This window comes from thiotrophic endosymbiont of Bathymodiolus puteoserpentis (Logatchev) (assembly GCF_900127505.1).
Lineage (GTDB): Bacteria > Pseudomonadota > Gammaproteobacteria > PS1 > Pseudothioglobaceae > Thiodubiliella.
On sequence record NZ_UEXF01000016.1, the window covers coordinates 87,160 to 108,191 of the forward strand.

Here is a 21,032-nt window from a genome sequence, read left to right on the forward strand (position 1 = left end):
CCCCCCTAAATTAGGGTGGTAGTTGCCGTAACATATTAACTTTTTTTCTACTACAAAAAGGAGAATATATGAAACAGAACTACCACATGAATGCGAATACTAATGCACATTCAAGAGCGATTATACACGGGGCTAAGGCTTCGAATACTACCTTAGCACACCGCTTTGGTGTTAGCACTAAAACCATTGCCAAATGGAAGAGTCGTGATTTTGTTAAAGACAAAACCTCAAGACCAAAGACAATACACTACGCTTTAAATGAGACCGAGCGTGAGATTATTCGAGTAGTACGAACCCTCACTTGGTTAGAACTTGATGACTTAACTGATAGTATTGTTGCCTGCATGCCAAATGCCAATAGGAGTAATGTATATCGCACTTTGGTGTGTTTTGGCATTAACCGAGTGCCACAAGAAAAGAAACAACAAGCCTCTACATTTAAGGAATATGAGCCTGGATATTTACACATTGATGTTACCTATTTACCAAAACTAGCGGGTAAGAAGCAATATTTGTTTGTTGCCATTGATCGTGCTACTAGGGTGCTTTATTTTGAGATTTATGAGAATAAAACCGCTATCAATGCCGTTGAGTTCCTTAATAATTGCAAGGACTTTTATCCTTTTACAATTACGCATATATTAACTGATAATGGCTTAGAGTTTACTGATAAGTTTGTCACTAAAGACAAGCAAGTTAGTGGTAAACACAAATTTGACAAACTCTGTTCACGCAGTGAGATTGAGCATCGATTAACACAGCCTGTAACCCCTAAAACCAATGGCATGGTTGAGCGCGTCAATGGCACGATTAAGAATGCAACAGTTAAGGCGATAACGTATCAAAACATTGATGAAATGAAGCAAGATTTGAACAAGTTTTTGATTTTTTATAATTTTAATCGTGGACATGGTGGACTTAGAAAAGAGATTAAGGTAAGGACGCCTTATGAGGCTTTAGAGTATTGGTATAATTTGAAGCCTGATTTGTTTATCAGAAAGCCTGATATGTTTCGGAGTGTGGTTTTTGAAAGTAGGGAATAACGTGGTGAAACCTGACAAATAAGAGTAAGGTACTAATTGGCGTTATTGATGTTTTAAAGAAAATAGTATCAATGGCAAATACAATAAATAAGACCATGCTACTAAAATCTAGGAGTTTAGAATTTTTGAGCTTGGTATCCTTTGACACAGCGTTCTCAATAAAAAATGGAATCAGTCTGCGTATCATCATCAAAATAAGCGCAACTACAGTATAAAAGGCAATGTAAATACCTAGGTATTGTCCATTTTCTATGTAGCCTAAAATACCAAAATAAAATATCAGCAATAGTAAAAATCAATAATTTAAAAACGATAGGTAAGTTTTGCCAGTTTTTTGCTTTGATAATAGGTGTGGTTATAAATAGTAATGAGAAAACTAAAAAATATAAATCAGCGATTAGTTGATAGAAAACATAATCATTGCCCATGACCAAAAGCACCCTAGCAATCAACCACACAATGCCTAAAGATAACAATGGGTAGCCGTTCGTTGTTTTGAGTTTTGTCCAGTTTTGAGTTGCCGTTAATAAAAATCCTACAATAACAGCCATTGTATAACCAAAAATCATTTCATGTGCATGCCAATAGTGCGTATTAAACTCGACATTAATTTGCCCACTAAAGAATAGCAACCAAGCCAGCATTAACAGTGATGAGCCTAATCCAGCAGCAAAAAATAAAACTCTAAAACCGGACCTTAAGAAGGCTGGCATTTTGCTTTTATCTTCAACTAATATGGCCTTTATTTCCATTTGATTGAACAACCCATTGAGGGGATTTGTTCTGTTGGACCTTGCCCAGTGGTTGCCACTTGGCTCATTGCATCAAACAAATCACGCTTAACACTGCTCAAGGCTGTTTCTTTGCGTGAAGCATCAAGTCGACCGCGATATTGTAGCGCCAAGTTTGTGTTATAGCCAAAGAAGTCTGGTGTACAAACCGCACCATAGGCTTTGGCAACTTCTTGAGTTTTATCCATTAAATAAGGGAACGAAAAATCCATTTCTTTAGCAATTTTTTGCATATTTTCAAAAGAATCTGCTTCGTATTCTTTTGGGTTGTTAGACATAATTGCAACAGCATTTAAACCTAATGCCTTCAATTCTTTAGTGTCTTTGATAATGCGTTCAATAATAGCTTTAACATACGGACAATGATTGCAAATAAACATTACCAGTAAGCCATTTTTGCCCTTACAACTTGCTAAGTTATGTATTTTTCCATCCACACCTTTGAGGTTAAAATCAATCGCTGGCGTGTTAAAGTCACAAATTGGGGTTTGTGTACTTATCATAGTGCTTCCTTTATATTTTAAAATTGGTCGGGACAACAGGATTTGAACCTGTGACCACCACACCCCCAGTGTGGTACGCTACCAAACTGCGCTATGCCCCGAAAGGTTACTATCATAGCGTATTTTTTGTCAGATATATGCTATTTTTGTTTGAGTAAAGTTTGGATAATGTGTCCTGCCATCATCAGGCCAAAAATATTGGGCATATAAGAGATTGCACCATTGACTGCTCTAGGTCTGCCAGCAGGTGCAGTATCGGTCGCATTCACTTCTTGGTGGGGCAGTGCTTTGATTGGCACTTCAATAGAATGCACCACAGGAAATTTCATTGAAGCCCTAATGCGCCTGAGTTGTTTGCGCATTTCTCTTGCTAAGGCACAGTTCTGAGTTTTGTCCATGCGTGAGATTTGTACTTTGGTCGGGTCCAGTCGTCCGCCTGCGCCCATGCTAGAAATAATCGGCTTGCCAGATTGATTGCAGCTGTCAATCAATATAGTTTTGTAAGCAATGGCATCAATGCAATCGGCAACAAAATCTAAATCCGCTTCAATAGCAATATTTTGTGCTTTTGCTCTATCAATAAATTCATTGCGTTTAATAATAATGGTATCTGGGTTAATATCGTGCAACCTATCAGTTAAAGCATCCACTTTATATTTGCCTAAGGTTGAGTTTAGAGCGATTAGTTGTCGATTAAGGTCGGTCTTTTCCACTACATCAAAATCAACCAGCGTTAATGCGCCTATACCTGCACGACATAGGGCTTCAGCGCAAGCACCGCCCACACCACCGAGTCCAGCAATCAACACATGTGATTCGGCTAAACGCGCTAGGCCTTGTTGGCCAAGTAATATTTCTGTGCGTGCGCAACTGCCACCCATCATGAAAGCCTAAAAAGTGAAATGGCGTTATTATCACATTGTGTGATGAGTTTTTCTACCGATATTTGTTTTAATTTGGCAATTTCCTCAGCCACTATGGACAAGTCTTGTGGGTTGGGGTGATCATCGGTTTCAATTAATAGAGCTTTTATTGGTAGGTTTTTTACAATTTCTCGCAAGCGTTTGGATTTTGGATTGGTAATTTGCATGCCAAAACCCAAATAAAATCCCATTTCTATTAAGTTCTTTGCCTGTTGTTCGCTACCAGAGAATCCGTGAATTTCCCCTGTCACCTTAGGATATTTTTTCAATAAGAAAATCACATCTTCACTTGATTTAACTGCGTGGATGATAATGGGCAAGTCATATTTTTGCGCCAGTTCTAATTGAGAAACAAAGAAGTGGAGTTGTTGCTTTTTATCAATATCTCTAACATAGTCTAAACCACATTCGCCAATTGCAACTGGGTTATTGCATTTGATTAAATACTCCAAATGCTCTAGATCTTGTTGTTGATGATATTCCACCATCCAAGGGTGAATGCCTAATGCGAAATAAGGATACGATTGTACATCAGTCCAATTTTGCTTAGAGACACTCGGCACAATTGCCACTGCGTTTTGTGCAATGTGCCTATCATTGACTTCGTCAAAATCTAAATGTGCATGCGAATTAATCATATAATGGTCATTATTTTTTTTATAAACAAATAATCATGTTCTCACACAAACTTTCAATCATCTCATTGGTGCTGATTGTTGCTATATTTTTGACTATCACTGGCAATGTGGTGTTTTTTTCCAAAATACTCGATACTTCTTTGTCTGAGAATCTCGGCTATGTTGCATCATTATTTATTTGGTTATTTGTCGTTCTTTCTACTATTTTATTACTAATTAGTAATCAATATAGCGCAAAACCAATTTTAATTATTATTTTATTTTCTTCCGCCATGGTAAGTTATTTTACGAATAATTACGGCACGATTTTTGATGAGAATATGATTGCCAATACTATGGGTACCAATTGGGCGGAGTCCATAGATTTGTTGAGCTTTAAACTGTTGTTGTATGTTGTTATACTTGGTATTATTCCCTCTTATTGGGTCTATAAAGTAGAGACTGTGCATCATCAACTACCACAAGAACTCTGGCGTAGATTCAAGGTATTTTTGAGTTTAATTATTGTATTTGTTGTGATTACTTTGGTGTTTTTTAAGTCTTACACTGCACTCTTTAAGGAATATGCATATTTGCGCCTGTATATCAATCCAACTTATCATTTATATGCGATTGGCCAAACTATAAATTCACAATTTAAAACTCAGCGTATGCCTTTTAAAGTTATTGGCGAAGACGCACGCATTGATAGAGATAGCCAACACAAGAAATTGGTTATTATGATAGCGGGGGAAACAGCCAGAGCAGATAGATTTTCGTTAAATGGCTACCAAAGGCTGACTAACCCATTATTGACGAAGGAGTCGGTACTTAGTTTTTCTCAAATGTCTTCTTGTGGTACCGATACCGCTTATTCTCTACCTTGTATGTTCTCATCGTTGGGTAGGAGTGATTATTCTCACACGCAAGGTAAAAATATGAGTAATATATTAGATATTTTGAATCATGCTGGTGTTGAGGTGTTGTGGAGAGACAACAATTCTAGCTCTAAGGGCGTTGCAAATCGTGTTACCTATCAAGATTTTAAAACCAGTAGTAATAACCCTATGTGTGATGTGGAATGTAGAGATGTGGGGATGTTGGATGGTTTACAAGACTACATCAGCACGCACAAAAACCAAGATATTTTAGTTGTCCTGCATATGATGGGTAGTCATGGGCCTGCTTACTATAAACGCTATCCTAAGGCGTTTGAAAAGTTCACACCAACCTGCAAGACTAATCAGTTTAGTAAATGCACTGATGAGATGATTAATAACGCCTATGACAACACCATTGTTTATACCGATTACTTTTTATCTCAAGTGATTGCATTGTTGAAGAAAAATCAAACACATCAAAGTGCAATGCTCTATATGAGTGATCACGGTGAGTCGTTAGGCGAAAAAGAGCTGTATTTACATGGTATGCCTTATTTTATAGCACCAAAAGAGCAAACTCATGTGGCGTCAATCGCATGGTTTGACAAGAAATTTTCCACAGAAGTTACAAAGGGCAAAAAAGATTTGGCATTAAGCCATGATGGGTTGTTCCATACTTTGTTAGGGTTGTTTGATGTTAGAACCAAAGTTTATGAACAAAAATTAGACTTTATTCGGTGAATAGACAACATTAAAATCTAAAGATGATTATAATAGTCCGATTATTTTGCACAAAGATAGATTTATGAAAACATTTAGCGCTAAGGCACACGAAGTGAAAAGAGATTGGTTATTGGTTGACGCTGACGGTAAAACACTGGGTCGTTTGGCAACAGCAATTGCCTCTCGCCTTCGTGGTAAGCACAAGCCTGAATACACGCCACATACAGACACAGGCGATTACATTGTTATTATCAATGCTGAAAAAGTAACAGTAACAGGTAATAAGTTTGACGATAAAATGTATCATCATCATACGGGTTATGTAGGTAATTTGAAGTCAATAGCATTCAAGGATTTACAAGCTAAGAAGCCTGAAGAAATTATCAACAAAGCTGTCAGAGGTATGTTGCCAAAAGGCCCTCTAGGTAGAGATATGTTTAGAAAGATGAAGGTATTCGCAGGCGCTGAACATACACACGCGGCGCAACAACCTCAACTTTTAGAAATTTAATTTTAGATATTTTAAGGTACGGAAATTATTATGGCAAAGACGCAAATATTTTATGCAACAGGCAGAAGAAAGACCTCAGTAGCTCGTGTTTATATGACTAAAGGTAAAGGTGTATTTACCGTAAACAAGCGTCCAATGGGCGAATACTTCGGTCGTGAAACTTCTTCAATGATTATTAATCAACCATTAGATACGGTTGATATGAGAGATAAGTTTGACTTCAACATCATGGTTAAGGGCGGTGGTGACACTGGTCAAGCGGGTGCGATTCGTTTAGGTGTGACACGCGCCTTAATGGAGTATGATGAAGAGCTTAGAGGTGACCTTCGTAAGGCTGGTTTTGTTACTCGTGACGCAAGAATTGTTGAGCGTAAGAAAGTTGGACACAAGAAAGCGCGTAAGAGCGAGCAGTACTCAAAGCGTTAACATTTTATTTAATGCTTGCAAAAAAAACCCGCAGATTTCGGGTTTTTTATTGCCTAGAATTTGTTTTAATTCGGCAGTTAATCATCAAATCTAGACAGTTTGTTTTGTCTAATAATACTTTGCACTAACTCAATATATTCATAACCAATCGCTGAGTATTTTTCCAATCCTTCAGAAAGACTGGCACCTGTAAGTTTAAGATTGTGTTTACGCTTATAAGCTCTAATTTGTCTGAGTAACCTATAAGTATGATTACGATTAAGATTTAGCAGGTAGTATTTAATGGATTTGTTGACCGAAGAAAAGCTCATTACCTCGTGCTTAGCGCCTTTTATACGCTCTTTAGGTACAACACCACAACCAGGTTTAAAACACCACAGACCAAAATAATTGTTGTAGTATTTGGAAAATCTGGAATTCCCCCAATTGGATTCAATCGCTGCTTGCGCTAACACTAAAGAGGCAGGGATAGTGTCTACTGCATTTAATAACGAGATTTTGTTCACACTCTTAATACGATATTTTTTAGCTAATTTTTTAATCTGTGTGTCATCAAATTGATTATTTTTAATCAATGAACGAAGCAGTTTAATTTTATTATTTTCCTCTTTTACCATTGGTAGTAAGTAATCAAAAAAAGCATTTTTCTTTTGATTAGAATCTTTTATCTTATCAAATTTTGGTGTTTTTGGTGAAATTAAATCCCAGATGTTAAAAGCCTGCGCTGTAGTAGCGCAAGCAATAGTGATGACAAACAAAAGTTCTCTCATAATTCAAATCGCTCACAAGATGCAGAAGCAACTTGTATTGTAAACATTTTTTCAATGGATAGGTTGAGTAAGTGAGATTTAATAACCCTAATTACCCCTGCGTGGGCGACGAGTAAGATTGACTTTTTTGTTCGTTCTTGGGTTATTTGCTCTAATACAGACAATATTCGTGCCTGGAAATCGTATAAATCTTCTGCACCCAATGGTCGATTGTCTAAGGGGTTTTGTTTGAATTTGTCAATTGTGGTTTGTCCAATTTCCTTGGCATTTCGACCTTGCCAGTCGCCAAATCCTATTTCCTTTAGTGAGTCAAACACTTGCATTTCAATATTTTGTATTTCTGATAAATGCTGAGCAAATGCTTGACAACGAGCCATTGGCGAAGTGGCAATAAAATCCCAGTGTTTACCATTTATTGATGCTTGCATTTGTTGCCAGCCTTTTTCGCTTAAGGGGTCGTCAAGTAAATTTCCACGGTATAAGCGCCCCCCTTCGGGTTCACCATGTCTTAATAAGTCAAGAATCATTTTAGAGAAATCACTCGTGGATTTGCACTCTTGACATTAACCGATTAACGGCTTGGGTCGGCGTCACTTGTCCATCAACAACTTGTTTAACTTGTTCACAAATTGGCATTTCAATTTGATGATTTTTTGCCTGTGATAATACTAACTCTAAGGTATTAAGCCCTTCAACAGTTGCACCAACACTATTCAACGCCTGTTTTGTATTTTGATTTTTAGCTAATGCCTTGCCAAATTGGCGATTTCTTGATAAATCATCGGAACAAGTTAGCACCAAATCACCCAATCCCGATAAACCATTGAAAGTCGATGTATTCGCACCTAAAGCCACACCTAAGCGTATCATTTCAGCTAATCCACGCGTAATTAAAGCCGCTTGAGCGCTAGCACCATAGTTTAAACCTGCAGCAATACCTGCGGCAATTGCCAAAATATTTTTGACTGACCCGCCCACTTCTACACCAATGACATCATCATTGGTGTAGGCTCTAAGTGCTTGAGTATTTAGAACTTGCGCCCAGTGGTCTTGAATTCTTTTGTCTTTTGCAGCAACGCTAAGTGCTGTTGGTTTACGACTAGCGACTTCAAAGGCAAAACTAGGTCCTGAAATTACACAACTTGGGTGTTTGTCTAGAATAGATTCAAAGCTCTCATGTAAAAAACATTGTCCATCGGTATCAAAACCTTTAGTTGCCCAAGCAACAGATTGTTTTTCTGTGAGTAAGGGTTGCAGTGTTTTAAGTGTGCTAGTAAAACCATAACTCGGTACCGCAATTAAAACACTGTGAGAATCTTGCACATGCGATAAATCAAAAGTCAGTTTTATATTTGATGCATAATTTACCGATAAAGCAGGGTGTTTTGGCTGTAGTGTGTCAACTTCTTTTTGCGTGTGAGCATGTAAAAAGATAGTATCAAAGTTATCTGACAAGGCAATTGCTAAAGCACTTCCCCAAGCACCTGCACCAATAATACTAAGGTTGTTGGTCATTATTGATTAAGGATTTCGTCTAATTTTCCAGACGAATCAGCGGCTGCTAAATCATCAAAGCCACCGATATGTGTGCCATTAATAAATACTTGTGGTACTGTATTTCTGCCAGTTTTTTCTATTACTTCGTCCCAATCATCGGGTGTTTTGACATAATGTTTCTTAAAGGGAATACCTCTACTTTCTAATAATTGATAAGCTCTTTGACAAAATGGACAAGTATCAGAACAATAAATTGTGTTTGTTTTCACTTGCGTCTCCTAAGATTTAATGGGTTGGTTGGCTTTTTTCCAGGCGTTCATGCCGCCTTTTAAGTTATAAACATGCTCAAACTCATTGCGTGTTAATAGTCCTGCAATATGTGCTGCACGCGAACCACTGCGGCAATATACCAATACTTTTTTCTTATTATCTAAGGTATCAAGTTTACTTTTAACTTGACTTATTGGGATATGAATATCATTTGCAATATAGCCTGCACTGCGTTCTTTTTTCTCGCGCACATCTAGGATAATTAAATCTTTTTCATCCATTAATGTAACTGCTGCGTCAACATCTATATCTTCGTATTTTTTTAATTTATCTGCAACAACATTGCCAATCAGTAGCATAATCAAAATCACCAATGTAACTGTGGTAAGGATTTGCTCGTCATCTAATAAAAACTCTAAAACTTCCATGTTTATTCTCCTTTTAAAAAGTTATCTAGCATCTCATGACCTTGTTCAGTCAAAATAGATTCTGGGTGGAATTGAACACCTTCAATGGACATTTCTTTATGCTTGATGCCCATAATTTCATCACAACCACCTTGTTCATCCTTAGTCCAAGCAGTCATTTCAAAGCAATCTGGCAAACTGGATTGTTCGGCTACCAATGAGTGGTAGCGCGTGGCATTTAATGGATTGTTGAGGTTGTTAAATACACCTTTGTTTGTATGATGTACAGGTGATATTTTTCCATGCATAATCTTTTTAGCGCCAATCACATTACCACCGAATGCCTGCACCATCGCCTGAAACCCCAGGCACACACCAAGTATTGGAATCTTGCCAGCAAAATTTCTAATCACTTCAATTGAAATCCCTGCTTCATTTGGTGTGCAAGGGCCAGGGGAGATAACCAAAAACTCTGGATTCAGTTTTTCAATTTCATTGACTGTAATTTTGTCATTTCGATACACTTCAACCGTTTGTCCTAACTCGCCAAAATACTGCACCAAGTTATAGGTAAATGAATCGTAATTGTCAATCATTAAAAGCATAATTTATTGTTTTTTTTGATATTTAGTTAGTTTGATTGGTCTAATAAAATCAGTATGCATGGTTAAATCTGGCGTTAAATGGCGCCCTCCTAATTTGGCAATTACAACCTGTATATTGGCTTTTCTAACATATTTCATTGCAGGAATAAAATCAGTGTCTGCAGTAATTAAAATAATTCTATCAATTTTTCCTTGATGAGCAAGGTGTGCCATATCTAACCCAATACGCATATCCACGCCTTTTTGCCTAAATTTTGGCTTACCTTTTTTGCCTTCATTAGTCCAACCTTCGAATTTTAAAATCCCTAAACGAACAGCAAATAAATCTTTTGGTTGTAATTCTGCAATCAGTTTATTTTCTTTTTTGACTAATTCTGCACCATTTTTGTGTTTCAGCAAATAAAAGAATGGTTTGCCAGTTTTTTTGTCAATTGGGTCAAATGAATCACAATCATAATAGAGAATTTTGTGTAATTCTTCATCAGCTACACAACAATCCTTAGCTATTTGTGCAATCATATTTGCATTATAAAAAATACCTTCCTCTCTTAAGACAAGGAGTAAATAACCAGCATCAATCAGTAAAATAGTTTTTTTCATTTTTTTTACTCCTTAAAGCTAAAAAAAAGACCTCCAAAAGGAGGCCTTCATGCTTGCCCACAAGCTTTGGTCTTTTATGCTTGCCCACAAGCTTTGGTCTTTTATGCTTGCCTACAAACTTAACGGATACAAATAAAATTATACACAAATTTTTTATTTAGCAAAAAGTTTATTTTACAACCTGAGGAAAATCAATCGGCTTACCTTTGTGCTTGGTGTTAAACTTTTTTATAAATGGCATAATTTTTTAATAATCATATTTTGGTTGTTTTCAATTATATTGCCCGTTGCCAGCTACTCAAATGATACATTTAAAAATTTTGCCAATCGTGCAAGTGTAATGCCCCAAAAAACCAAACTATTCTATCAAACTTTAGGTTTTGATTGGGTTTATTTTACCGCTAAAAAGGAGGCAAAGTTAAGGCACTGAAAGTGATGAAAACTTTGAGAAAATCCCGCATTTTTAAATCGTGCAAAATGCGTTTGTTGACTATCAGTAATTAACACATTTTCAATGGCTTGGCGTTTGCTGGCAATTTCTAATTCGCTGTATCCATTGGCACGCTTAAAATCTAAGTGTAGTTTGGTTATCTCATCTTGTTTTTGCTTATCGTCAAAATGAATTTTTTCCGATACAATCAATGCACCGCCTTTGTTTAACCCTTGATAAATAGTGTTAATAAGTGTCTGCCTTTGTTTAGGTTTGATAAATTGCAAGGTGAGATTAAGAACAACGATAGATGCATTTTTAATATGTATATCTTCAATATTATTGCAAATAGTTTTAAAGTTTGATAATTCACCTGCAAGATTGGTTTCACATTTTTTTATCATATCCAGAGAATTGTCAACCGCAATAATTTGATTATTATTGTGATTATTGTTTAAACCTAATACTAGAGAAATCGCACCTGTTGACGCACCAAGGTCGTAATAATTGCTGTTGTCTTGTCCATAAGTTTTAACCATCAGTCCAACCATTTCAATCATGGATTGATAACCAGGCACTGAGCGTCTAACCATGTTATCAAATACATTAGCAACACTTTCATCAAAAGTAAAATCAACCAAATCTGTCTTTTTTTGAAAGAGTTTGTCACGCATAAAGGTTCTCCAAAAAGAACTCGCTAACCAATAATTTGGTTTGACCAATGGTAAAGGTTGAGCGCCTTCCCCAAAGATTATCTGCGTGTGTTATTTGCATCTCACCACGCACGATGCTACCATCGTTAAATAAAATTTCGCCCAATGGTTTACCACCAATAGTGCGTAAATCTTTGGTGTCATTGGTAATCGGTATGATTGAGCGTGCAAAAATCATCACCTGTTGATTGCCTAATAATTCTACTTCACGAATAATGCAATCGTCTCGGGTGTCAACCAAATCAGCTTCATTTTTGTGGGCTTTCCCCTGTGTTTGTGACAGCACATTGACAGCAAAATCCTCAAATTCTTGTTTGAGTTTGTGCGTCAGTGATTGATTATCAATCAGCCATGGTTCTAACGCTTTAGGTATTGTCATTTGCGCGTCTAAGTTTACCCAAAGAAGGTTTTTAATATTCATAAATGGCATTTTACTATGTACTGGCGTATTGGGATTTGTCGTGGGTAATCCATCGTTGGATTAGTGCTTGTTGTTTTTCTTCATTTTCATTGATAAATTTATCACAATAAAAATGTACCTGCTTGAGAAGGTACCCATCACGCACGATATTAGCAATTTTCATATTGGCAATACCTGTTTGTTGCGTACCAAGAATCTCGCCAGGACCCCGTAATTCTAAATCTTTGTTGGCAATCGCAAAGCCGTCATTGGTTTGTCTTAGAATATTAAGTCGTTCTTTCGCAGTGCTACTAAGTGGTGCTTGATACATAAGTATACAAATACTTTTCTCGTTGCCACGACCTACACGCCCGCGTAATTGATGTAATTGTGCCAAACCTAATCGTTCTGAATTTTCAATCACCATGAGTGATGCATTTGGCACATTAACACCCACTTCGATTACCGTTGTTGCCACCAATACATTAACCTCGCCGCACGCAAATTGTTGCATAATGGTGATTTTTTCATCTTTGTTCATTTTTCCATGAATGAGTACAACAGACTGATTTGGCAGATTTTGTTGTAAATAATGATGTGTATTGATAGCAGATTCAGCGCGTAAGGCTTCAGATTCTTCAATCAAAGTACACACCCAATACACCTGATTGTTTGCATTACACACCTGTTTAATTTTTTCAATCACTTCATCTTTGCGCTCATTGCTTAGTGCAACGGTCTGTACAGGCATTCTACCAGGGGGTAATTCGTCAATAATTGACGAGTCTAAATCTGCGTAAGCGCTCATTGTCAGTGAGCGTGGAATAGGGGTGGCAGTCATGACCAATTGGTGCGGGGTATTGTGCGCTTTTTGCACCAAAGACAGGCGTTGATGCACGCCAAACTTATGTTGTTCATCAATAATAACGAATCCTAGTTTGTCAAAGGTAATGCTTTGTTGGAATAAAGCATGCGTGCCAATGACTATCTGTGCTTGACCCGATTGTATTTTTTTTGTTTGCTTTGCTCTTGTTTGGGTGTTCTGTGAACCTGCTAGAAATGCAATTTCAACATTCAAAGGATTTAAATAATTGGAAAAACTTTGTAGGTGCTGTGATGCCAAAATCTCAGTTGGTGCCATAATTGCCGCTTGAAAACCATTCTCAACCGCTTGCAAACAAGCGAAAACCGCAACGATGGTTTTGCCAGAGCCAACATCACCTTGTAACAGCCTTAACATCGGATGATTGGACGACAAATCTGCATTAATATCAGCAATACTGCGCTGTTGAGCACTGGTTAATGCAAAACCTAAATTCTTATGCAATTGATTCGATAAGTTGTCTTTAATTTTAAATATATTGGTTGTTTTATTTTTGCGTTGTTTTTTTAATTGTAGCAAACTGAGTTGTTGCGCACACAATTCTTCAATAATCAATCGTTGTTGTGCAATGTGTTTAAATGTTTCAATTTGCTCTATATTTTCATCTTCTTTTGGATGGTGTAATATTTCTAACGCCTGTTTTAATGATGGCATAGAATGATTTGATAATGACTCAAAATTATCCCTGAGTGGCGAGTTTTTTAGCGCATCCATCGCAGTATTCACCCATTTTTTCATTTGTGTTTGGGCAATATTGCCAGTCAATGGATAAATCGGGCTTAAGGTTTTTTCTAATAAAGTGTTTTGCCCTTTAGAGATCAGCCGATATTCAGGGTGGTACATTTCCAAACCATCTTTGCCGATTTTTATCTCGCCAAAACATTGGATAATATCACCACGCACCAGTTGTTGTTTTTGATATTGATTGAAATGGAAAAATCGTAATAATAAGTGTCGATTATTCTCATCAATGAGATAACACAATAGCTGACGATTTTTAGTACGGGAACTTGTTGGTGGAGTTTCAATACTTTTAATAGTGAGTTGCACCAAAATCTCATCACCTACGCGCGCCTTATTTAATGAGGTAATAGATATTTTATTTTGATATCGATGTGGCAAATGAAATAACAAATGTTCCAAATTATAGATACCACAAGCATTTAATTTTTCTTGTGCTTTTGGACCTAATCCATTGATTGAAATAATTGAATCAGATAACGCCATTATTATTAGACCTGCTCTATTTATTCAGGATCGGCTTCTTTGACCAAAACACCATCCATTTCTACTTGCGCACCTCGTGGTAATTCTTTAATGCCAAGGGCTGCACGCGCAGGATAAGGCTGAGAAAAATATTGTGCCATAATCTCATTTACTGTTGGGAAATGGCTCAAATCCGTTAAAAAGATATTGAGTTTTACAATATTATTCAAATCACCACCTGCTGCTTCACATACAGCACTCAAGTTCTTAAACACTTGGTGAATTTGCTCGTTAATACCGTCTCCAACTATTTCCATGGTTTCAGGCACTAAAGGAATTTGCCCTGATAGATAAACTGTTATGCCACCAGTTACTGCCACTGCTTGAGAGTAAGTGCCGATCGCCTCAGGTGCTTTGTTGGTTGAAATAATATTTTTTTGCATAAGTAATTCCCAGGTAATAATATTGTTAAATTTTACTTCATCTTGTCATTCACTTGAAAATAAAAAAAATCTGCTTTTAAGACTGCACAAATAGAAAAGGGTCATAACAAGGTCAAATAAACTTCTTTCTGTAAATTACCATCTATTCCATCGATTTCTCGTTCATTAAAAAAACCTACCCGTTATTATTGTCCAAAGACAAATAAACCTTAGAGCTTTACCACTGCTCTGAGACTTTCATCACCACGGCCGTAACCAGCCTCAAACAAGAATCCTCATTAGCAAATATTTTAGCCACTTTTGTTCGCTGTTTAACACTTTGATTAAGTCGCTCAATCATATTGCTTGTTCTTAGTCTCTTCCTGTTAAATTCACACAAATCCAAGCCAAACACTGTTAAATCTTCAGGGATATTATCCTCAGCCCACTGGGTGAGCTTTGGCATACTGTCTTGATACTTATCAATCAATCCAATTGTCTTTTAGCCTCATTAGTACTCGGTGCATTAAAGACTGCGCGTATATCTGCTACTACAGCTTTCTTCTTGCTTTGCTTGGTGACATAGGCTTGAGCATTTTGTTGAAGAGGGAACTAACAGCGAACCTGACATGATGGTTTTCTAGCGGCTTTAATGCCACTGTGAGCATCACTGATGATGAGTTTAGTGCCATGCATACCACGCTTTTGTAAATCACCTAGAAACTCACGCCAATAGACCTCTGCCTCACTCAAACTCACCTGAACGCCAAGTACTTCACGCTTGCCTTTGTCATCAATACCGAGTGCAATTAACACGGCACAGTCTCTAACTAAATTATCAATCCTAACTTATTCGTAGCGAGCATTAACCATCAACTATTCAATTTTACCCAATGGGCGCTCTCGCCAAGCATTTAAAGCGCTATCTAATTTTTTAGCAGCACTAGATACCATTTGTGAGGAGACACTGGCACCACACATTGATTTAATGATTTTACTCACTCTTCGAGTACTCACACCATTGACATATATTTCACTTAGGGTGATGTTTAAGGCTCTCTCAGAGCGCAAACCTTTTTCCAGGCAATGAGGATAAAAATCACTATTTCGTGTTTGTGGTACCAACAGATCCAATTCACCGATGCGAGTTTTAACCCGCTTAGGCTTGTAACCATTGGCATAGTCTAATCTGTTATTACTTCGCTCGTAATGCCCAACACCTAGATGTTGGGTTCGATCTACCAGCATTGCCTCGTTAAATAGAATCTCCATGGCTTGAGGCATGGCCTCCATACCGTAGGTTGAGATTAATTCGTATACACTGACTAAATTATTACCATTCATTGCGTTGAATTCATTATCATTGTTGTTCATCTTCATCACTCCTATTATTTTGTCGAAAAAAACAATAGAATAAATGGAGATGAACGCTTTTTTAAAGTTTTTGGTTTTTTATTATTCGGGTTTTTGCAAGCAAAAAACCAAAAACTTTAAAAAAGTGTTCAGGTTGAATTTACAGAAAAGAATTTATACTACCATTTAATACACACAAACCCTCCATTTATATTGAATTCATCTTAAAGGATATGAGTTTGCCGCATTAAAAGGAAAGATATAATAGTCATCATGAAGCTTATAGAAAATGGAATTGATATACCAAATAAATTACTAAGAGACCATGAAGATGGGCGTGTTGTATTTTTTTGCGGCGCTGGTGTTTCTAAAAATGGAGCTAACAAACCAAATTTTCTTAAGTTGGCGAAAATTATTGTGGATAGGCTAACTTCCAGCCCAGAGTCTCAATCTAAAATGTATTTAAAAAAACTCGAAAATTGCTTAGAAATAGAGGGTTTTAATGGCATTATACCAATTGACCACCTATTCAGTTTACTTGAAGGTGAATTTGAAAGACAAGATATTGAAGGGGTGATTTATAATGAGTTAAGAGTTAAAGATTCAGATAAGCTAGAGTCGCATCAAACAATCTTAAAATTGGCTACTACCTCTGAGGAAAAAGTTCAATTAGTAACAACCAATTTTGATAAGTTATTTAGCGAGGCAGATGGTAATCTAAAAGTTTATTCTCATGCTAATATCGTGAATATAAAAGAAAACTTAGATGGCATAGTTCATTTACATGGTTGTTTAGATGACAATCATAACCTTGTATTGTCATCACGGGACTTTGCGAAAGCATATATGACGGATGCTTGGGCAACAACATTCTTTAAAAAAATTCTTGAAAAATATAGTGTTGTATTTATTGGTTATTCTGCAAATGACCCGCCAATTCGTTATTTATTAGAAGCCTTGGGAGAAGAGACAAAGAATGGTATTTATGCATTTGATCAAGAAAGTTCTCATTGGAATAGTGGCATTCAAAAAATAAATTACCCAGATGGAGATTTTGTTTCTTTATGGCAAACTCTTGAAAAGTGGGCAATAAAATCAGAAGATGAAGAAAAATGGCAAACAGAAATACTCAAACTTGCAGAACAAGAACCTAAAACCCTCAAACCGTCTGAGCGTGAATTAGTTACATACTTAATATCCAGTGTTTCTGGCGCTAAGATGTTCAAAAATCGTGACCCACATCCACCAGCAACATGGATTAATGTATTTGATAAAAAAAGACGCTACAAAAAAACAACAGAATATGATTATTTTGATTTATACCATTTGGAGTCAGAATCTAGAGATAGAAAACAATCTCTACCAAATAAATGTGATAACAAAGAAGCTATAAAACCTATATTAGAAAGTGATAGTAATGATACTCAAGACGACAATCTAGGTGAAAAATGGGATGCCTTTTATGATTTAAAAGATACACAAACTGTTGATTATATATTTGATTGGATAGTCAAATTAACTGATCAGGAGGAAATTATTAACTGGGTAATTGAACAGCCTTGTTTGCATGATGTACTACATAAAAAAATCAATAGACAGCAAAAGAACAGCCAAATTTGGTTGTACATATTACAACAACAGGAAATCTGTCATCAGTATACATTCGAAAGAGAAGTTGAAAAATTTGGTTGGTGTGTGGTTTTAGTTCAAAAATATATTACAATGTGTAGACCACAAGTTAAAGCGGAAACCGCAAAAAAACTAGGTTTAGAATTTATTCCTATAATAAAAGACGATATTGATAAGATAAACATTCCAGACGAATATCTTAAGTTAATGGTTCAAGGGCTTAGAAATAATCTTGAATATGTATCTGTTGTGGCAAAAGATGTTGATAGATTCAATAAGAATGAAGAGCAACAAGATAAAATTAAGGATACACTGCAATATCCAAAAGCAGAAATGCATGAAGTTATAGGGGGGCATGTCAATTTATTTATCTCTTTATTTAAAAAATTGATAAGAATTGAACATAGTGCCGCTTACCAAGAATTTTCAACATGGACATCATCAGAGGGTTCTGTTATTTTCACTTATTTAAAATTATACGCGTGTCGCTATAGTTTACTAAAAGGTTCAGAAGTAGGAAAAATTATCATTGGATTGAGTAAGCAAGATTTTTGGTCTGGCATTTATGAGCGAACATTATTAAAAAGTCTGTCAAAGCGTTGGGATGATCTTAGTCAAACAACAAAAAAACGTTTAGAAGTTAAGTTACTAGAAGGTAAGGAAAAGGAGTATAGAGCTTTTTCTATGTTACAGCGTATTGCTTGGCTAGACAAGAACGGTGTGGTATTTACCTTTGATTTTAAACAAAAAAAGAAAAGTCTAAAAAATATTTGTCCAAGGTGGAAAGAGAAAGATATAGAAGAAATTGACAAAGATGAACCTTTTGAATTCTATACTATAACAAGTAACGAAGACCCTAAAGAATTAGAAGGGATAGAGGGTTCAAAATTAATTGAGACAGCATATCAACTTCATGTTCAATCACCAGGAGAGAGAACCAAAGAAAATGTTCCTTTGGTTGGTCTAATAAAAAAGAATCCAAAATATATTTTTAATGTGATCAGTTCTTGTCAGTCAAAACACAATGATTGGGCTCTTGAATTATATTTGAAGTGCATAGTTTATAATAATGAAGATAATGAAGGATTTCAACAAAAAATAGCTAATAAGAATTATCAATTAATTGATAAGATTAATGGTTTTATAAATAATATTTATATTGTTAAATATGAGCAAAACATAAATATACATACCAAATCAATAATAGAAAGTTTTATACGCATAAATGAGAAGTTTGGGAAAGAGTTAAATTCCGATATTTTTCATCAAAGTATTAAAAATGCTATGGATGTTTATGAAAAACACCCAGAATTTGATGATAGAACGATTGCTTCAAATGATAGGGTTGAACTTGTGTCAACAGCAATTAATTCTAATACTTACTATCTTGTCCAATCCTTAATTTTTAATAGCTCGAAAGTTGTTAATAGCGTCCCATCCAAACAATGGCTGAAGTTAGCTAAAGCAATATTAAATTTTCAGAGCCCATTGTCTGACTATGCAACTTTTGCCTTTTCTAATCAAATACATTGGTTGCATCATTATCATCCAGAATGGGTAGAAAAACATTTGCTTTCTAGGTCAATGATAGAAAATAGGAATATTAATAATGCTTTTTGGCTTGGTTTTTTATGTTCAAATAAAGTTCCCAGCAAAAAGCTATATGAACACATAAAGTCAGGTTTGCCATTATTGGCGTGTAAGGATTTACAGCACAATAATATTTATAAAAAATACTATAAAACAATTTCAAGCTTATTTTTCCTTTTGTGGAAGGAGAAATATATTCCAGATAGGGAAATGAAAGAGATTATATATACAAGTCACCATGATTTTATTAGTTGTTTTATTAAAATGTTGCCAAATTATTGTGAAGAGCATATTGACTCAGTTGTCCAATTTTTTCAAAATATTTGGCCTAAAGAAAAAGAGGTGAAAAACACAGAAAATACAAGTAGTTTTTTGCGTTTATTGGCCTGTCATGATGCAAAATATTTTGAAAATATATATGGTGTAATAGGCGATTATTTATCTGTCGTTGATCTTACATACAGCGTTTTTTATAATGTAGAAAAGATAGCCAATAAATATCCAAATGAAACAATGGTAATATTAAACAAGGTGTTACCTGAAAAAATACTAAATAATACAAGCACGAAGCTTATTGACATTTTAGACAAAATTGTTTTAGAAAAAGATCAGGGTAAGCTAAATGAAGAAGCACTCTCCATTTATTTAAGATTTAGAAGATTAACTCAGTAATTTGAGTATAAAGCAGTTTGCGGATTAAATAACAACACTTGAAATAATATCTTTTCGCTTGCTTGAAAATAAAAAAGGCCTGTATATCTACAAGCCTTTTTTGAGTATGGTGCCCGGGGCCGGAATCGAACCGGCACGCCCGTGAAGGCGCAGGATTTTAAGTCCTGTGTGTCTACCAATTTCACCACCCGGGCATGAATTGTGTAAAAGTTTCTATAGACACATTAAAAAGGGGAAATTATATACTAAGCGTCGGTAAAATTCCATTCTTTTGGATTGATGTATGATGGGCATGGTTAAATTAATTTTTGTTGCTTTATTGGTGTTTGTGGGGTTTTTCTTGTTGAAGAAATTTAGAAAACCTGTAAATACTACAGCACAACAGCCATCTGCTAATAAAATGGTGGCTTGTAGCGTTTGTAATACGCACATTCCTGAAAATGAAGCCATTATTCAAAATGGTAAAGTATATTGCTCAAAGGAGCATTTAAAATAAGGATTGTCTATGAAATTTTTACTTGATTTTTTTCCGATTGCATTATTTTTTGTTGTTTATAAGACCATGGGATTGTATCCAGCGATTTATGCCATGATTGGCGCGACTATGCTACAGATGTTGGTGGCACGAGTACAAACGGGTAAGTTTGAGAAAATGCATCTTATCACTTTGAGTTTGTTGGTGGTATTTGGCGGTATTACACTTGCGGTAAGAGACCCAGCATTTTTGATGTGGAAAGTGAGTGTTTTGTATGTGGCGTTTGCCTTGGCATTGATTGGTAGTTTGTGGATTGGTGAAAAAACTTTGATGCAAAGAATGGTAGGTAAGGAGTTGGATTTGCCACAAGAAGTTTGGAAAAGGCTCACTTGGTTTTGGGGCTTGGGTTTTGTTGCTATTGCGATTGTCAATGGCTATTATGTGCGTTTGGCGTTGGCAGCAAGAGAGAATTTGTTTGCCGCTACAACTTTGGATGAAAAAATAGAATTAACCGAGTTGGATTGTGTTGCGCTTGCCACTGATGCTGCTGTGCAATTTTGCCAAAATGCACAACAAACAGAAGAATCTTGGGTTAACTTTAAATTATTTGGTACGATGGGATTGACTTTTGTGCTTATTGTATTGACAGTCGTTTTGATGTCAAAATATCTTAAAGAAAAGGAAGTATAAAC

Annotated in this window: 23 protein-coding genes, 2 tRNA genes and 1 pseudogene; 7 read left to right on the top strand and 19 right to left on the bottom strand. The window is 36.0% G+C overall.

Annotation, left to right across the window (positions count from 1 at the left end; translation table 11 throughout):
• Nucleotides 1-68: 68 nt before the first annotated feature.
• Nucleotides 69-1,043 (top strand): DDE-type integrase/transposase/recombinase, encoded by a 975-nt coding sequence (locus tag BHECKSOX2_RS01690; protein WP_139682197.1) that lies wholly within the window; start codon nt 69-71, stop codon nt 1,041-1,043.
• Here BHECKSOX2_RS01690 and BHECKSOX2_RS10695 read toward each other — a convergent pair.
• From BHECKSOX2_RS10695 to BHECKSOX2_RS01715, 6 genes are all read right to left on the bottom strand, one after another.
• Nucleotides 994-1,233 carry a hypothetical protein gene (locus BHECKSOX2_RS10695; RefSeq protein WP_483444633.1) on the bottom strand — a complete coding sequence of 80 codons (240 nt, stop codon included), beginning with the start codon at nt 1,231-1,233 and terminating at the stop codon, nt 994-996. The two genes, BHECKSOX2_RS01690 and BHECKSOX2_RS10695, sit on opposite strands and share 50 nt — an antisense overlap.
• Nucleotides 1,199-1,795, bottom strand: a complete 597-nt coding sequence (locus tag BHECKSOX2_RS01695; RefSeq protein ID WP_139682199.1) for an NnrS family protein — start codon at nt 1,793-1,795, stop codon at nt 1,199-1,201. The genes BHECKSOX2_RS10695 and BHECKSOX2_RS01695 overlap by 35 nt, the downstream gene beginning before the upstream one ends.
• On the bottom strand, nt 1,786-2,337 hold the full coding sequence (locus BHECKSOX2_RS01700) for a thioredoxin family protein (RefSeq protein WP_139682200.1): 552 nt from the start codon (nt 2,335-2,337) through the stop codon (nt 1,786-1,788). Before BHECKSOX2_RS01700 ends, BHECKSOX2_RS01695 begins: the two co-directional genes overlap by 10 nt.
• Before the next feature lie 24 nt (nt 2,338-2,361).
• A tRNA-Pro gene (locus BHECKSOX2_RS01705) sits at nt 2,362-2,438 on the bottom strand.
• Between the two features lie 39 nt (nt 2,439-2,477).
• Nucleotides 2,478-3,218: a tRNA threonylcarbamoyladenosine dehydratase gene (locus BHECKSOX2_RS01710; RefSeq protein ID WP_139682238.1), complete on the bottom strand. Its 741-nt coding sequence runs from the start codon at nt 3,216-3,218 to the stop codon at nt 2,478-2,480.
• Nucleotides 3,218-3,898, bottom strand: a complete 681-nt coding sequence (locus BHECKSOX2_RS01715; protein ID WP_139682201.1) for a TatD family hydrolase — start codon at nt 3,896-3,898, stop codon at nt 3,218-3,220. The genes BHECKSOX2_RS01710 and BHECKSOX2_RS01715 overlap by 1 nt, the downstream gene beginning before the upstream one ends.
• Before the next feature lie 35 nt (nt 3,899-3,933).
• On the opposite strand from BHECKSOX2_RS01715, the gene BHECKSOX2_RS01720 reads away from it, so the two are divergent.
• From BHECKSOX2_RS01720 to rpsI, 3 genes are all read left to right on the top strand, one after another.
• Nucleotides 3,934-5,499, top strand: coding sequence for a phosphoethanolamine transferase (locus BHECKSOX2_RS01720; RefSeq protein ID WP_245391279.1), 1,566 nt, complete (start codon nt 3,934-3,936; stop codon nt 5,497-5,499).
• 64 nt (nt 5,500-5,563) lie between these two features.
• Complete coding sequence (gene rplM, locus BHECKSOX2_RS01725) at nt 5,564-5,992, top strand: 50S ribosomal protein L13 (protein WP_090716009.1); 429 nt, start codon at nt 5,564-5,566, stop codon at nt 5,990-5,992.
• A 30-nt stretch (nt 5,993-6,022) separates the two neighbouring features.
• Nucleotides 6,023-6,418, top strand: coding sequence for a 30S ribosomal protein S9 (gene rpsI, locus BHECKSOX2_RS01730; RefSeq protein ID WP_090716012.1), 396 nt, complete (start codon nt 6,023-6,025; stop codon nt 6,416-6,418).
• Between the two features lie 77 nt (nt 6,419-6,495).
• Here the strand turns inward: rpsI and BHECKSOX2_RS01735 are convergent, their stop codons facing one another.
• From BHECKSOX2_RS01735 to BHECKSOX2_RS10470, 12 genes and pseudogenes are all read right to left on the bottom strand, one after another.
• Entirely contained in the window at nt 6,496-7,188 is a 693-nt protein-coding gene (locus BHECKSOX2_RS01735) for a glucosaminidase domain-containing protein (protein WP_139682203.1), read from the bottom strand.
• Nucleotides 7,185-7,715, bottom strand: a complete 531-nt coding sequence (locus BHECKSOX2_RS01740) for a histidine phosphatase family protein (RefSeq protein WP_139682204.1) — start codon at nt 7,713-7,715, stop codon at nt 7,185-7,187. Before BHECKSOX2_RS01740 ends, BHECKSOX2_RS01735 begins: the two co-directional genes overlap by 4 nt.
• A gap of 10 nt (nt 7,716-7,725) precedes the next feature.
• Complete coding sequence (locus BHECKSOX2_RS01745; RefSeq protein WP_139682205.1) at nt 7,726-8,703, bottom strand: NAD(P)H-dependent glycerol-3-phosphate dehydrogenase; 978 nt, start codon at nt 8,701-8,703, stop codon at nt 7,726-7,728.
• The gene (locus tag BHECKSOX2_RS01750; RefSeq protein WP_090716025.1) at nt 8,703-8,954 is read right to left on the bottom strand and encodes a glutaredoxin domain-containing protein; all 252 of its coding nucleotides are present in this window, start codon (nt 8,952-8,954) and stop codon (nt 8,703-8,705) included. Before BHECKSOX2_RS01750 ends, BHECKSOX2_RS01745 begins: the two co-directional genes overlap by 1 nt.
• Nucleotides 8,955-8,963: 9 nt before the next feature.
• Nucleotides 8,964-9,383 carry a rhodanese-like domain-containing protein gene (locus BHECKSOX2_RS01755; RefSeq protein WP_139682206.1) on the bottom strand — a complete coding sequence of 140 codons (420 nt, stop codon included), beginning with the start codon at nt 9,381-9,383 and terminating at the stop codon, nt 8,964-8,966.
• Between the two features lie 2 nt (nt 9,384-9,385).
• On the bottom strand, nt 9,386-9,967 hold the full coding sequence (locus BHECKSOX2_RS01760; RefSeq protein ID WP_139682207.1) for an anthranilate synthase component II: 582 nt from the start codon (nt 9,965-9,967) through the stop codon (nt 9,386-9,388).
• 3 nt (nt 9,968-9,970) lie between these two features.
• The gene (locus BHECKSOX2_RS01765) at nt 9,971-10,567 is read right to left on the bottom strand and encodes an NYN domain-containing protein (protein ID WP_139682208.1); all 597 of its coding nucleotides are present in this window, start codon (nt 10,565-10,567) and stop codon (nt 9,971-9,973) included.
• A gap of 390 nt (nt 10,568-10,957) precedes the next feature.
• A complete protein-coding gene (gene cmoA / locus BHECKSOX2_RS01770) occupies nt 10,958-11,671 on the bottom strand; it encodes a carboxy-S-adenosyl-L-methionine synthase CmoA (protein WP_139682209.1) in 714 nt (237 codons plus the stop codon).
• Nucleotides 11,664-12,131 (bottom strand): chorismate--pyruvate lyase family protein, encoded by a 468-nt coding sequence (locus BHECKSOX2_RS01775; RefSeq protein WP_139682210.1) that lies wholly within the window; start codon nt 12,129-12,131, stop codon nt 11,664-11,666. Before BHECKSOX2_RS01775 ends, cmoA begins: the two co-directional genes overlap by 8 nt.
• Nucleotides 12,132-12,144: 13 nt before the next feature.
• The gene (gene recG / locus BHECKSOX2_RS01780; protein ID WP_139682211.1) at nt 12,145-14,223 is read right to left on the bottom strand and encodes an ATP-dependent DNA helicase RecG; all 2,079 of its coding nucleotides are present in this window, start codon (nt 14,221-14,223) and stop codon (nt 12,145-12,147) included.
• Between the two features lie 17 nt (nt 14,224-14,240).
• On the bottom strand, nt 14,241-14,642 hold the full coding sequence (locus BHECKSOX2_RS01785) for a RidA family protein (RefSeq protein WP_090716284.1): 402 nt from the start codon (nt 14,640-14,642) through the stop codon (nt 14,241-14,243).
• 217 nt (nt 14,643-14,859) lie between these two features.
• A pseudogene (locus BHECKSOX2_RS10470) lies at nt 14,860-15,965 on the bottom strand (IS256 family transposase).
• Between the two features lie 282 nt (nt 15,966-16,247).
• Between BHECKSOX2_RS10470 and BHECKSOX2_RS01795 the strand changes: the two are divergent.
• Complete coding sequence (locus tag BHECKSOX2_RS01795; protein ID WP_139682212.1) at nt 16,248-19,865, top strand: SIR2 family protein; 3,618 nt, start codon at nt 16,248-16,250, stop codon at nt 19,863-19,865.
• A gap of 107 nt (nt 19,866-19,972) precedes the next feature.
• Here the strand turns inward: BHECKSOX2_RS01795 and BHECKSOX2_RS01800 are convergent.
• Nucleotides 19,973-20,059: transfer RNA gene (locus tag BHECKSOX2_RS01800), tRNA-Leu, on the bottom strand.
• Between the two features lie 98 nt (nt 20,060-20,157).
• Between BHECKSOX2_RS01800 and BHECKSOX2_RS01805 the strand changes: the two genes are divergently transcribed.
• Both BHECKSOX2_RS01805 and BHECKSOX2_RS01810 read left to right on the top strand, forming a co-directional pair.
• Nucleotides 20,158-20,361, top strand: coding sequence for a PP0621 family protein (locus BHECKSOX2_RS01805; protein ID WP_237731663.1), 204 nt, complete (start codon nt 20,158-20,160; stop codon nt 20,359-20,361).
• A gap of 9 nt (nt 20,362-20,370) precedes the next feature.
• Entirely contained in the window at nt 20,371-21,030 is a 660-nt protein-coding gene (locus BHECKSOX2_RS01810) for an inner membrane-spanning protein YciB (RefSeq protein ID WP_139682213.1), read from the top strand.
• Nucleotides 21,031-21,032: the final 2 nt, after the last annotated feature.